A 14,290-nucleotide genomic window follows, 5' to 3' on the forward strand; every position below is an offset into this window, starting at 1 on the left:
GCGGATGGTAGCGGCGTGCGCCGGGTTGCGGCGGGTGTCAGCCGTCGAGCAGCAGGCAGGCATCCCATCGGGTGACTGGTGCAGTGCTGACTCGGCCGGCGAGGAGAACTCCGGTGGCGCCTTCCAGCAGGCCGGGTGAGGTCGGCGAGCCGCGGTGGTCGAGGTGTTCCTGCAGGCGGATGCGGAGCGCGGGCAGGCTGGCGGCTAAGCGATCGTCGGTGGCGTCCGCTGCCGCACGCCACGTAGCGTGCAGAAGTCCGGCCCAGCCATGGCACAGCGAGGTGTCGTGCAGCTGTGCGAGCTGGTGTTCGTCGTTCACGCAACTTATGAGGGCCTGTTCAGCGGCGTGTTGGCGAGCCTGGTCCTCCAGGACGAGGGCGGCCAACTGCTGGGCACGAGCGATGCCCGGTGTGCCGTAGCACCAGGACGGGCGCTGTGGACCGCGCTGGCGAACGGTGCGTTCCCGGTGTTCGGCGCCGAACACGATGCCTGGCCACCACGGGTTGTCCACCGAACCTTGGCGCAGGTCGTCGAGCCAAGTACATATCCGCTCCACCGCCTGGAATTGACCGGGTACCGCGGTGCCGCGTCGTGCGGTGATGGCCAGCAAGGCGAGTGGGCCGGTGATGCCGTGGGCGATGCCCAGGTTGCCGTGCCCGCCCGGCCAGCGGTCTTCTCGGTGTCCACCTGGCCCGTTTCCGCTCCACCAGCCAGGCAGCTGCTCGCCGTCGACGACCACGGGGTCAGTCAGCCGAACCAGGTAGGTCAACACCTGGCGCAGCAGGTCGGTGTCGCCGTGGGCGTGCAGCAGGTACGCACCGATCCCGGTCAGACCGCTGATCAGGTCGAACTCGCGGACCTCGGCGAGCTCGCAACGATCGATCCGGTCGTGAGCGACGGTGAGGCGCTGCTGCGTGAGGGTCCTGATGTGTTCATCGAGGGTTTGCAGTGCGGTCGGAAAGATTGGTCTCCCTACCGACCAACGAGCCGCGTGCAGGGTGAAGGCGACGGCTGGTACTCCTCGGTACAAGCCGCAGGCAGCGGGATCAGCGGTGACGGGGTGCTCGGTCATCATGCGCAGCCACGGCTGAGCGGTGTCCCACCGGCCGTTCTCCAGGTGCAGCAGGGCGATTCCCGCCGCACCCCTGCTCAAGTCCTGTCCCCAGCGCGGCTGCGCGGCCATCACCGAGGTATCGGTCAACGCGATCACCGAACACCTCCGGCAAGCCAAGCCAAGGCAGCTTGGCGAGCCATGCGGCGGCAGGATGCCTCGCTCACTCGATCAACGCCGAGAACCCGGTTGTGGTGCATATGCAACAAGGACTCCAGCACCGCGTCGGCGTCGGAATCAGCGGGCAGCTGCTTGCGGTAGGCAGCAAGGGCAGCAGCTCGGGCCTTCCACGCCTGCGTCAGCTCATCCGTCCAACCCGGCAGTTCACGGAGGTCCTCGGCCGAGATCAAGCGGATCACGCTCGCGGTGTGGTGACGGTCCGCAGTGCCCGGCGCAGGACGGTCGAGCAGCCAGCGCAGAGCCTGTTCACGACTGTCGAGGAAACCGTCTGAGGTGGCGATCATGCCGACTGCGGCCAAGACCGCGGGAGCGACGACGGTGTCAGGCAGTTGGCGCAGTTGGCTGGAGACCGCAGTCGAGTCGGCGATGAACACCTCCTCAGCTGCTTCCATTGCCGGGCCCGGCCCATAACGACCTGTCTCGGGCAGGTAGGTGTCCAGGACGAGGCGCGAGGCGAAGCCGTCGTGGCGGAGTTGCTGAGCCCACTCACCGACCGCAGCCACGGCACGCAGGTGTTCTTCTCTGCTGGAGGTGCGCAGGCGCAGCCGCAGGTGGTCGTTCTCCTGCGGGCTGCGGTAGCGGATGTACCAGGCCCGCGCTGCCGGTCCGGTGGTTTCGAAGAGCTGCGGCAACCGGTGGGCGACGATCTCGTTCATTCGGTCGGGATGGGTGTAGAGCTTGGCGTACAGCCAGTCCGCCGTGCCGGGGAGATGCCCGTGATCGCTGTTGGTCACGAGCGGCAAGGCGGCGACGCGCGGAGAAGGTGTCGGTGGTCGCGTAGAAGCCAGTGGCACAGCGATCTCGTGGACGTGACCGCCCGCCCAGTCGAGCAGGGTCTGGTCGGCGACTTCGACCAGGACCGCGTGCCCGTGGCCGGCCAGGTGGGTGCGGAGCACCTCGGCGTGCACCGGCTCGTCCAGGGTGAGCCGCAACGAGCGGTCACCATCACGCAGCTCCACCGTACTGGGGCAGCGCAATCGTTGACGCCAGTGTTCAAGCGCCGTCCTCCACTGGCCGTTGTCGGTGGTGCTGGGCAAGTCGGTTGTACCGAGACGCCACCGCGCTGGGCTGAGCACGGCGTGGCGGTAACGCACCCTGGGCAGAAACGGCAGCCGGCCCGCGTGCGGTCCCCAGTCGAACTCGTGCCATGCCGCGGTCAGCGCACGAGACAGGTGGGCCAGGAACCGCGCCAGCGGTGGGGCCTGCTTGTCCAGCGCCAGCGCGTGGAACACCTGCGGTTCGACCACCGCGTTCCGCGACCGGCTGACCAGGTGGAGGCCGTGGTGTGTGGCGGTCACGGCGAGGTCGTCCAGGCTCACGACCGCGGACTGGCCGTTCCCGCCGTGTTCGCCGAGCGGGAGCACGTGCGGCAGGTAGGCCGGGACGCGGGACACGTTCTCAGCGTTGGGGAAAATCGGCCGGAACGAGAGCTGCACCGGTAGGGCGCCCTCCACAGCGGTTGGCATGGCCGCGTAGGTCGTCCTCAGCTCGAAGCCGTCGATCACGTGGGTGAATCGGGAGGTGAACGTCCCAGCCGAGCGGCCAGGCGCCACGGTGAACGTGTAATCGCCGTGCTTGAGCGCGTCCGGACCGGTGGCCTGGATGCGGGCGGCGAGCTCCACGTGCGGCGGGATGCGGCGTTGTGCAGAGCTGCCTCCCACGGTGAGCGCGTCGATCATCTCGTTGGTGAGAACGACCTCGTCGGCGCGGTCGACGACCGCGTTCCAAGCCAACGTCAGAAGCATTTCTTGGCGCGGTGATCCCGAGTCCGGCGGCATCGGGTACGGGCTGCTGAGGTAGCCGGCTGGGAAGCCGAGCCCGGCGTCCGGATCGACTACGTCTGCCAGCGGCACCAGGGTTCCGGTCCCGTAGCGAGCGCAGAACGCGATGTAGTACTCGCGCCACACGGCCTGCCCAGTTGGCTGGTTGCTCAGCCGTACCAGGACATCGGCGGCGCGCTCAATCTCGTTGACCACCTGTTCCGGCAGAGCTGTTCCGACGTCCAGGCGCAGGTCGAGCCCCAAGGGAACCCGTCCGGCTGAGGAGATCGTCCTCATGCGGCTGCTGATCTTCGCTCGCGTGGACACCTGCGCTGCACGTGTGGCACCGACCTGGTTGTGCCGAACGAGTTCGGAGTGGATTGCTTCGAGCTCACGCAGCACGGGTGCGGCCTCAGCCAGGGTGTCAGCTCGTGCTCTCCTGAGGCGGCCGACCAAGTGCTCCAGTGGATCGGTGATCGTCATCGGGGTGCGTAGGCACGTGACAAGTAGTCCTTTGTGGACCAGGTCGATCAAGGTGTCGTGGACCACGACGGGATCGGCCTGCGGGAAGGCGGTGAGCACCGTGGTGACGAGTTCGCCGAAGCTGATCGGCATGGAGGCAACCTCACGGACCACCTCGACAACACGGGTGCGGCGAACGCTGGTCTTACCGGGCCCATGCGGCGCTTCCAACCGAAGGCCGCGTTCGACGGCGAGATCGGTGAACGCCACGTCCAGACGCTCGACCAGCTCGGGTCGCGCTTCGAGCTGGTCGGTCACGTCGGCCAGCCAACTGGTGTCAGCGCGCCCGATCACGCGATGACCACTTCCCCAGCGCGTCTGCACGCCGCCGGACGGCGCTTCGAGCAACGAAACCGGCGCCACGCCTGCGAACAACCCGAACGGCGTGTGCCGGCTGACCGCGCGCAGCAAATATCGGACCGTAGCCAGAGTGGCGCGCCGTACCTGCTTGCTCGTGGCGACAGGATTTTCGCGCAAAACTTGAACCCGCGTTGCCAGCCCAGGACTGGCGGCACCAATCGCCTCGGCCAAGTCCGGTCGTGACCAGATTTCACGCAGCCACGATCGGCACATCTCCGTGTCGACCAGGTCGGGCCACCACGACGGCACCTCGTTCAACGGGATTGCCGCCGCGCGCAGCAGGCCAACCCCTTGGTTCCGGTAGAGCGGGGTCGTGTTCGAAGTGGACATCTGGCCCTCCAGTGCGGCGGTCGGGCCGGGCAACCCGTGCCCAGCCCGACCGCGACGACTCAACTCATGCGTTGCTGATGCAGGACGAGGCGCAGGTCGGGTCACACCCGTCGTCGGTCGCGCACCTGCCGATGTCGGCGGGCAGCGCGTCGGTGGACACCCGCAGGTCCAAGTCGAACTCGAGGTCCAGGTTCGCCGCGCCGGTCACCGCGGTGTCGACCGGGGAGACGAGGGTCAATGCCGTCATCATGTGCTCCAAGGGTTGTGCGGATGTGGAAATTGATGTGACGACTCACAGATGAGCGGGTCGTCATCTCTTAGGTGAGTGATGGCATGCGGCTCGGAGCGTGGACGCGCCGCGTCGGGGGCGACGCCTCCGCGCTCATGTGGCCCTCGGCAGGGCGACGGCGGCCGCCGGCCAACTGCCGCGCCGACCGTTCGCGGTCGAGGGGGGCCATCAGCTACCGAATGCTTAGGGCGGTGGTCCACGCCGCACATGCTGATCTCCGTGCACGGCGCGAGCCGGAGCGCTGCCAACGGTGAGTTGCAGTTCAGACATTGGGGCTTTCCTGGTTGAACCAGCGGGATTGCTGCGAAGCAGCCGGCGGCCACAGCCGCGAGTGGAGGTCGACCGGCACCAAGTCGGCGAGCCGGACGCCTGCCGCAATCACCCGGTGCGCCGCGTCGTGGAACGGAGGGCACGGCCACGGCCGGGCTGAGCAGACCAAGCAGGAGGACTGCCCGCCAGCGGCCGGGAGATGAGCGGTGAGATCGTCGATGGCCGTTGCAACACGACCGGTGGGGCTGTCGGCAGCCACGACGACGGCGACGACACCGCGTGTCCCGTCCATGCCTCACGCGGCCACGTCGTGGCCGGTGAACGCCTGGTAGACCGGCAACCGACGCCGTCCGCTCAGCAGGTCGGTCACCAAGTCGTCGTAGCCGATGCACAGCTCGCCCAACCGGTGCAGCGCCAGCTTCGCCGGATCGCGTGCGGCCGGGTCATCGTCCTCGGCCAACAACCGGGACCACGCCCAGAGCGCGGCCAGCCGGTCGACCAACTGCCCAAGGCTCTCGGTGTGCAGCAGCCGCGCGCTGGACTCGCCGAACTGTCCGGTCGCCCAGACGTCGATCCGCTCGGTGAGCCTCGATCGGGTTACGTCGTGGTCGTGGAGAGCACAGAGAGCAGTGGCGACTGCGTGGTCATCGCTGCACTGGTCGCTGACGATCCGCTGGGTTTCGGTGCGCGCCCGGTGCTCAGCTCCCACCTCGGCCGCCACGGCGAGCACCGGATGACCGCCGTCGACCTCGCAGGGACTGCTGAAGGCCCGAACCACCAGCGCGGCGCGCGGAATGACGCCGGTGACGTTCACCGTTCTGCCCTGCTCAAGCGGGATCTCCGTCATGTCACAAACCGTGCCCGCTGTCAGCACCGCTGCGGGTACCGGGAACGGAGGACGTCAAGGGGAGGATCCGGGGAGGGTTGCAATCCTCCCCTTCCGAGGAGCAGTACCCGTCCGATCACGATGCGTGCCACGATGGCCCCGGTCACACTCGGGGAGGCAGGACCAGTGTCCACGGCAAACGATCAGCTGCGGCATGCGCGGGAACGCACCGCCTCGCCCACCCAGTCTGATGAGTGCCTGTCCCGGCAGGAACTCGCGGACCTGGTCAACGCCTACGTCTGGCACCACCACCAACGCAAGGTGGAGCTGGACGCCAACTACATCGGCAAGCTCGAACGCGGCAACATCCGCTGGCCGAGCGCCCTCTACCGAGAGGCCTTGCGCGTCACCCTGGGTGCATCCAGCGACGCCGCACTGGGCTTTAGCAATCGCCGTCGCACGGTGGTAAAGCTGGCGACCGTGGACCGAAAGCAGTTTCTGCGCACCGCCGCCCTCGGCGTCGGCTCCCTTGCGCTCGCCCCCGTCGCCGCCCTGCTGGAAGGTGCCCAGCCCACCGTGGCCCCCGCCCGCGTCGGCCAGACCGAGATCGAGCAGATCCACACCGCGGCACGCGTGTTCGCCGGGTGGGACCACACCTATGGCGGCGGCCTGGCCCGTGAAGCCGTCCTTGCCCAACTCCGCTTCTCCGCCGGCCTGCTCGGCGCCAACTACCAGTCCAAGCTGCACGGCCCGCTGCACAGCGCCGTCGGATACCTCGCCCACACCTGCGCCTTCATGGCCTTCGACGCCTACGCCCACGACGACGCCCGCCGTGTGTTCCAGTTCGCCCTGGCATGCGCCGAGGAGGCCGAGGACTGGCACCTCCGCGCCAAGATCCTCTCCTCAATGGCTCGGCAGGCCATCTGGATCGGCAAGCCCGACGAGGGCCTGACCCTCACCGAGCACGCCCTCGTCCGCTCCGACCGGCTCACGGCGACCGAGCGGGCCATGCTGCACACCGCCCACGCCCGTGCCCTGGCCAAGATGGGCCGTGTCCGAGAGACGCTCATCGCCGTCGGCACCGCCGACGACCACTTCACCCACAGCAACCCGGCCAACGACCCGTCGTGGATGCGTTACTACGACGCCGCCCAGCACGCGGGCGACACCGGCCACGCCCTGTTCGACATCGCCGTTCAGGGCCGGTCCCCTGCCGAAGCCACCGCCCGGCTTTCCACGGCCGTGGCCGGGCACACTGCCGCCTACAACAGGTCGCGCACGATTTCGCAGATCAAGCTGGCTTCGCTGACGATGGCCACCGGTGACCCGCGCGAAGCTGCGGTGATCGGCTCAGCGGCACTGGACGCCGCCGGGACCATCCGCTCCAACCGCGCCGTGGACGACCTGCGCGAGCTGGCTCGCTACGGCCAACGGCACCGAACCATCCCCGCGGTGGAGGCCCTGCGTCACCGCATCGCGACCGTGGTGGTGGCACGTTGAGCGACGACCATTCGGCCGTGCTAGCCGCTGCCTGTGCAGAGGTCGGCCTCGACCACACCAACGCTGAGCTGATTCGGCTCAGCGAGAACGCTTTGTTCCGCCTGCCCGGCGGCGTGGTGGCTCGCATCGCCCGGCCCGGCCAGTTCACTGCTGCCACTCGTGAGGTCCGCATTGCCCAGTGGCTCGCCGAGCACGAGATTCCGGCCGTCCGGGCGTTGAAGGACATTGCGCAGCCGGTGCAGGTGGCGGGCAGGGGCGTGACCTTCTGGGAGGAGCTCCCTCCTCACCGACACGGCACTCCCGCCGAAGTCGCTACGGCCATCCGCCGACTCCACGATCTCCCCGTCCCGACCGACGTCCCCCTCGGCGACCTGGCCCCGTTCGTCCGGCTCGCCGAGCGCATCGACGCGGCCGCGACGCTCACCGAAGCGGACCGGACCTGGCTCCGCGAACACCTGGCATCCCTCCAGGCCCGCTACGCCAACCTGCCTCCTGGCCTGCCGCGCTGCGTCGTGCACGGCGACGCCTGGGTCGGCAACGTGGTAGCCACCGACGACGGCCAAGTGGTACTGCTCGACCTCGAACGCTGCTCCGTCGGCCCACCCGAGTGGGACCTCGTCAGCACCGCCATCAAGCACACCAGCTTCGACTGGCTCACCGCAGAGGACTACAGAGACTTCTGCGACCGCTACGGCCACGACGTCACTACGTGGGCCGGCTTCGACCTGCTCCGCGACATCCGCGAACTGCGCATGGCGCTGTACGTCGCCCAACGCGCAGCAGAACACCCCGTGGCACGTGAGGAGGCCGCCCTGCGCACCGCTTGCCTACGAGGTCAGGAGCAGCGGCCTTGGGCGTGGACCCCTGCGCTTTGAACGCCGGAACTTGGAGGATCTCCCTCAACTCGATCAGAAGTAGCGCTCACGTTCCCTCCAGGCAGCGTAGCTGTCCAGTTCGTCTTGTAGGACCTCGTAGAAGTCAGCGCGCAGGCGTCCGAGACTCGGTGCGGGTCCTGAGGTGGCAGAGCCCAACAAAGCGGACAGCGGCCAGGTGAGCAGTTCCCCGTGCCAGCCACAGTAGACCGCTATCGCGTCCAAGTGGAAGGTGTCGAACCGGTCGAGCAGCACGTAGCCGAGTAACTGCCGCAACCACACAGCTACGTCTTCATCGGTGGGCTCAACAGCAAGCTTCACATCGACCAGGGTTCGTCCGATGACCAAGTCGGCCACGCCATACCCGCCCGCCAGTTCCGGTGCGACGACCACCTGCTCCCCCAACTCCAGCAGGGCTTGGCGGCCACGCTCCAGGTAAATGGTCCAGCAATGCTTCAGTGCATCGAGGAGCTCGGTATTGCCATCGGAGTCCTTCGCTTCGGTCACCATCCTGGCGAACAGGGAGCGACGCTCGTCCACTGTGCGCCTGGTCCCCCAGCTGTGCATGGGTTGTCTGAAGGAGCCGAGGGCCAGGCAGTCCAAGAAAGCAGCACTCTGGTCCTCGGCCGAGTCCGTCGAACGGCGGGCACGTTTCCAGTGGCGTAGCACGGGATCCGCAGTACCGTTGGCAGGCAGGGCACCGACCGGAGCGTGCTCGAACCCGACCGCGGTGAGCAGCGCCGTGCAACGGTCGATCGAGAGATAGGACAATTCCCGCAACCGTGGTGGCGTGCTGGCCAAGTCGAGACCGATGCGCAGTTCCAGCGCCCACCCAGCACTATCTCGTCCATGGCGCGGTGCTGGGATGTCGTTCCGGGCTGCAGATGCCAACGCCTTGGTCCACGACCCGAGCACCGAGGCGCGGTGCGGCAGGCGCGCATCGAGGAATCGAGACAGGGATGTTCCTGCGTACTTGGCCTGTTCTTGGATACCTATGACGACGCTCCCTGTTCATTCGACTGACCATGCGGCGTCGGCGCCCGAACTCCGCACGCTGACCTGCGCCGAGGACCGCAGGGCTGTGGGGAGGCAAGCGGATGCGCTCGTTCCTGTCAGTGTTGGCGAAGTCCCAGACGACCCAGGTAAAGGCAGTCCACGTGCCGCCTGCCCACACTGGGAAGGCGGCACGTCTACGACTGAACCAAACGTCGTCGACTACACGGTTACCTCGTCCGCGCCCTCGGAGACCACCAGCTTGTCGAGGTCGTTCAGCAGTGCCTGCACCGGCGGCCAGCACATGGCGACCGTGTCTGCGTCCGGGGTGAAGTCCGTCTCGAACTGCCTGCGCGGGTGGATGTAATTGCGGAACTCCCGCACGGGACGCATGAAGTCCTTCGCGTCGAGCTGGACCAGTCCTCGATCATGAGCTGTGTCGAGGAGCAGTTCGAGACCTGCGCGGTCGGCCCGGATCTTTCCGTTCCGACCGGTGAACCCTTCTCGAACCAACTCGGGGTAGTGGCCGATCAGCACCGAGTAGAGCAACCCTTCGACGAAGCTGCCGATGCCGAAGAGCGCGAGGAGGTACGAGCCGCTGGCCTCTGCGAATTGGCTCTCCCTGACTCGCGAGACCAACATCTGGACCAGCTTCTCCTCACGGATCAGCTTGCGCAGCCGCTGCTCCACGTCTTCGACGTGGAGCACGATCTTGGCCGTGCCGTTGCTGCCCAGCTCTCCGACCACCGGCCGACCGCCGACGTAGCTGACTTCAAGCCTCTCCAGCTCGAGTACCTCATTGATCGATCGGCGGACGTCATCGGCTTCCGCCTTGCCGTCCACGTACTCGATGGGATCGCACAGTCGGCACAGAAACCGCTCGATGTCGGTTCGCACGTTCTCCCGTTCGGTCAGGGCGTCGACCAGCCAGCTGACCTTGGACGAGCCGTCGTAGCCAGGCGGGTCGATCCAGCCGGCGTTGCGGAGGAGTGCTTCAACTTCGCGTCCTGTGCGCTCGTACGGACCACCCTGGTCGACCACGATCCGGGCGAGCCGCTCCACAGTCTTGGGGTCTAGCGGAAACATCATGCTCCCTGTCCGTCAACGAGCTGCTGAGCGCGCACCAGGGCGTTGCCGATGCGCTGTTCCATCTTGGTCGTGCGCTTGCGGAAACCGATCTCTTCAATGGCTTGGCCGATGCGGGTGTCGCGATCGACCTGCAACCGGTCGGTGAGCAGCCACAAGCACAGCTCGACCAACTCGCGGTCGGAGTAGTCGTCGATCTTCGATCGTCGCGGCTCCGAAAGGAACCCTGGGCGAGGACCGCGTTCGACGGCAGCCTGTTGCGGCTTCCGAGAGGGCACGGTCGTCGCAGGAGAAGGAGCGATGTCGCGTTCCGCGTCGAGCATGGCTTTCTCCCAGCTCTCCACGATCATCGCGGTCTGCGTGGCTCGATCGCGGAACCACTCACTCGCCCACACGCGGTGGAACCGCCAGCCTAGGCGTTCCAGGTGTTCCTGCCGAAGCCTGTCGCGGTCACGAGCGCTGCCCAACTGGTGGTAGGTGTCGCCATCCGCCTCAACGGCCAGCACCATCCGGCCGTGCTGGTCCCTGTGCCCCAACGCGAAGTCGATGCGGTAACCGGCCACACCCCACTGCGGCGTCACCGGAACGCCGGCATCGACCAAGGCGTCATGGATGCTCCGCTCAAAGCCGTTCATCTCCTGCTTGCCCTGCGCACCGACGAGGCCCAGCGATCCCCCGTTGTCCGCGAACTCCAGGTACTGGCGCAACAGGTCCGCTCCGACGCTGATCCCGGTCGTGGGCATGTCGAGCGGGGAGAACGAAGCGACGATGTCCACCCGCTTCCGCGCACGTGTGATCGCCACGTTGAGGCGCCGTTCTCCCCCTTGCCGGTTGAGCGGGCCGAAGGCGGTCATGTGAAGTCGACCGTTGATCGCCTTGGCGGCACCAAGGCTGAAGATGATCGCGTCACGCTCGTCGCCCTGGACTTGTTCGATGCTCTTGACGAACAGGCGACGCCCCGCTCCCTGCATGCGCCCGTTGAACTCAGCCAGCTCGCCGTGAGCGGCGTTGGCTCGTCGAAGAGCGAGCTCGACGCGTTTGGCGTGGTTGCCACCCATGGTGATGACACCGAGGGTGTCCTCGGGATTGGCGCGGGCGTGCGCCAGCACCAGATCGACGACCTTCTCCACCTCGGCCTCGGCAGATCCGTCACGGCCTGGCGCCACCCTGCCGTCGACTTGGTGCAATGACAGAGGGCTCACCGCCTGGCAACCGGGGAAGGTGATGAGCTTTCCCTGGTAGAAAGCCTTGTTGGAGAATGCGATCAGCCTCTCGTCCTGGCTCCGGTAGTGCCACTCCAGCATCCGGGTGTTCGGGATAAAGGCGCTCAGGCAGGCGAGGATGGACTCGAAATCGCGAACCTGCGGCGTATCGGCCTGCTCGTCATCCTCATCGTTGTCCGAATCGCCGCCGCTGAGAGCTGTGCGGAACCAGGCGCTGGGCGGCAGTTGGCGCTCGTCCCCCGCGACGACGAGCTGCTTGCCGCGCATGATGGACGTCATCGAGTCCTGCGGTTCCACCTGGCTTGCCTCGTCGAAGACGACCAAGTCGAACAGCCGCTGCGCGGGCAGGAGCCTGCTGACCACGATCGGGGACATCGCCCAGCACGGGCGGGCGGCGAGCAGGACGTCTGGAGCCTTGGCGACCAGCTTCCGCAGGGGCATGTGGCCCCGTTTGCGCTTCGCCTCGGCGCGGACCACGTCGTTCTGTTCCGGGTGCGCGTCACGTGCTTCACGCAGCCTCTCGGCGACGCGCCGGCGAACGCGCTGGGCGTTGAGCTGGAAGTGAGAGGTGTCGAACTCCCGGAACTCGGAGACTATGTGCGAGTGGTGCAGCCCCGCGAACTGCCCCAAGTGCGGGATGCGCACCCGGTACTCGTCGAGCAAGGAGCTGTACCACGAATAGCGGAACATCGTGCGCGCAAGTTCGGCATCCGCACTCCGCTCCACCAGGACGTCCAGGAAACGCCCCATTCCCATCCCGACGAGTCGATCGGTCAACTCGTTCAGCATCGGGACCTTGAAGAGGAAGTTCCGCTCCTCGTGCAGCCGCCCGACGTGCGCTGTCACCTCGTCTTCCGACCATTGGTCAGGTTCGGTCAACTGGGCTCCCATCGCCACAGCGGCCAGTTGGTCGCGGGCCTTGGCGATCTCCTCGAGCGTCTCAGCGAGGCCGATGACTTCTTGCGGTGCACCCCCTCCCGCTGCCATCTCCTGCCACCGGTTGCGCTGGGCGAGCGCTGCGCTCAGATCCGCGTGTAGCGTGCGCCGGTTGCACTTTCCGGCCTTGCGGAGCGCCGCGGCCACCTTGCGAACCTTGTACCGCTGCCACCAGTTCAGCGGTCGCGGGTTGGCTGACCGCCACCTGCGGTCCCCGGTGGCGAAGCAGTAGTCCTCAAGCTCATCACCGAACACGTCCTTCTCGAATAGGGTCAACGTGTTTTCGACGTGGCGCAGCAGTTCCAAGACCTGTTCCCACCCCGGCAGATCCGTGGGGCGTTGGAAGCCGACCTGCCCGATGAGGCGCCGCATCCGGTCCTGCGCGTCCGGCCACGTCTTAGCGTGCAGCTCGTCGAGCTGGACGATCACGTTCTGCACCTGCTCGGGCGTGCGGATCTCGGACTCCGACCAGGCGGACTCGCCGCGGTGGAAGCGGAGGCCGTCCGAGTTGATGAACTTCATGAGGTCGTCTTCGACCCGCTGAACCGTGTCACCGTGCAGGTCGCGCAGCTCGGCACCGCGGAACCGCACCGGATTGGAGCTCCTGTCCAGCAGGGCCAGGAGCTCGTCGTACAAGGAGAATGCCTTGATGCCCCACGGCTCGATCGCGGCGTGCAGTGCGCGGTCGTGGTGCAGGAGGTGGTCACGTCGTTCGGTCAACCGCTCGTGCAGACCGTTGACGTCCGCGGGTGGCTCTTTGCTTGCCCTGTCCAACGACTCCGAGACCTGTTGGGCGACCTGACGCTTGTCGAGCTTCTGCTGGTGGAGGTCGAACACCAGGTGTCCCAGGTCGACGTGCTCCAAGCGGTTGGTGACCGCCTCGATCGCGGCTCGTTTCTCCGCAACGAACAGCACGCGCCAACCCCTTGCCGCCGCAGCTGTGATGATGTTGGCGATCGTCTGGCTCTTGCCAGTTCCCGGCGGTCCTTGGATCACGACGTGCTGCCCGTCCATCACCGCGTTGACAGCGCGCTGCTGGGACGAGTCCGCATCGAGGACGAGGAATTCGTCCCTGAGGACGACCTCGTCGGGCTCGATCGGTTGGTACCCGCTGGCCGTTTCACGGAGCTGGCGCCTGGCCGGTTCGTAGCCCGCCGTCGCAGCGATGACGTCGTGCGCTGCCAAGAGCTCGGCGCAGTCCTTCAGCTCTCGCACCATCGGCAGCTTGTCGAAGCTGAACGTACTGGCGAACAGCCGCTCCTCGAATTCCGCGGTGCGACCGTGCTCGGACACGAGGTCGCTCAACGCCCGGTAGACGAGTCCCGCATGCGTCGAGCGGTCATCGTTCTCTTCGATCATCGCGTTCAGCTCGTCGGTGAGCTGCTCGACGTCGAGATCGATGCCGTGCTGGCGGTTGAGCGCGTACAGCAGCACCGGGTTGACCTCAGGGGCTCCGACCAGCTCAAGCACGTAGTCCGTCTCCGCAGCGGTGCGGGGTGTGATCGTGAGTGGTTGGAGGACAAGAGGCGCCCTCAGGGGCTTGACCGGCGTCGTGCCCTTGGTCGACGTCGGCTGCAGCAAGAAGAGGCCGTGGGCCAACTTCCCCACGTCATCGACGCCCTGCTCCTCCTGGAAAGTGAGCATCCTGCGGCGCAGGTTGCGCGCACGCTGGCAGGCAGCTGCGTGTGCCTCACCGGAAGCCACCAATGTGTCAAGCCTGGTCTTACGGCCTGAGAGCAGCTGCGCAGTGAATTCAGGAGCGGCCTTGGCCAGGTCGAGGCTCCAAGTTTTGCTGTCGCGGTAGTACAGCAGTGTGTTGTTGGGGCCGAAGTCGATCAGGTCATCTGCCCACGACTCCGCCTTGGTTTTTACGAGATCGATCCGAGCACGGTCGGCACCTATCGCCACCTGCCCTTCCCCCTTCGAACGCTGCGATCGGCGCGAACGCCGAGCCCGCAGAGCACTGGCGAGCCGCTCAGTATGTCTAAGAGGGTGGAGCAGGTCAGCGTCCGTTCAGGGCATCCGTTGACAC

9 protein-coding genes are annotated in these 14,290 nt (G+C 66.8%); 2 read left to right on the plus strand and 7 right to left on the minus strand.

All coding sequences use genetic code 11. From position 1 onward, the window contains the following. Positions 1-37: 37 nt before the first annotated feature. The 4 genes from V1227_RS16970 to V1227_RS16985 all read right to left on the minus strand — a co-directional run bounded on the left by V1227_RS16970 (position 38) and on the right by V1227_RS16985 (position 5,669). Positions 38-1,210: a lanthionine synthetase C family protein gene (locus tag V1227_RS16970; protein WP_329793550.1), complete on the minus strand. Its 1,173-nt coding sequence runs from the start codon at positions 1,208-1,210 to the stop codon at positions 38-40. Then, entirely contained in the window at positions 1,207-4,263 is a 3,057-nt protein-coding gene (locus tag V1227_RS16975; RefSeq protein ID WP_329793551.1) for a lantibiotic dehydratase, read from the minus strand. The genes V1227_RS16970 and V1227_RS16975 overlap by 4 nt, the downstream gene beginning before the upstream one ends. 64 nt (positions 4,264-4,327) lie before the next feature. Continuing rightward, positions 4,328-4,510, minus strand: a complete 183-nt coding sequence (locus V1227_RS16980) for an FxLD family lanthipeptide (RefSeq protein ID WP_329793552.1) — start codon at positions 4,508-4,510, stop codon at positions 4,328-4,330. A 607-nt stretch (positions 4,511-5,117) separates the two neighbouring features. Beyond that, entirely contained in the window at positions 5,118-5,669 is a 552-nt protein-coding gene (locus V1227_RS16985) for a DUF4254 domain-containing protein (protein WP_329793553.1), read from the minus strand. Between the two features lie 165 nt (positions 5,670-5,834). On the opposite strand from V1227_RS16985, the gene V1227_RS16990 reads away from it, so the two are divergent. After that, positions 5,835-7,148: an XRE family transcriptional regulator gene (locus V1227_RS16990; protein WP_329793554.1), complete on the plus strand. Its 1,314-nt coding sequence runs from the start codon at positions 5,835-5,837 to the stop codon at positions 7,146-7,148. Further along, positions 7,145-8,023, plus strand: a complete 879-nt coding sequence (locus tag V1227_RS16995) for a phosphotransferase family protein (protein ID WP_329793555.1) — start codon at positions 7,145-7,147, stop codon at positions 8,021-8,023. The genes V1227_RS16990 and V1227_RS16995 overlap by 4 nt, the downstream gene beginning before the upstream one ends. Before the next feature lie 33 nt (positions 8,024-8,056). On the opposite strand, the gene V1227_RS17000 is transcribed toward V1227_RS16995, so the two are convergent. The 3 genes from V1227_RS17000 to V1227_RS17010 form a co-directional block, all read right to left on the minus strand. Continuing rightward, positions 8,057-8,791, minus strand: a complete 735-nt coding sequence (locus tag V1227_RS17000; protein ID WP_329793556.1) for a hypothetical protein — start codon at positions 8,789-8,791, stop codon at positions 8,057-8,059. Positions 8,792-9,235: 444 nt separating this feature from the next. After that, positions 9,236-10,075, minus strand: a complete 840-nt coding sequence (locus V1227_RS17005; RefSeq protein WP_329793557.1) for a hypothetical protein — start codon at positions 10,073-10,075, stop codon at positions 9,236-9,238. Between the two features lie 23 nt (positions 10,076-10,098). Continuing rightward, complete coding sequence (locus V1227_RS17010; RefSeq protein WP_329793558.1) at positions 10,099-14,166, minus strand: AAA domain-containing protein; 4,068 nt, start codon at positions 14,164-14,166, stop codon at positions 10,099-10,101. Positions 14,167-14,290: the final 124 nt, after the last annotated feature.

The sequence above is a fragment of the Lentzea sp. DG1S-22 genome (assembly GCF_036321065.1).
In the GTDB taxonomy this organism is placed as follows: Bacteria; Actinomycetota; Actinomycetes; order Mycobacteriales; family Pseudonocardiaceae; genus Lentzea; species Lentzea jiangxiensis.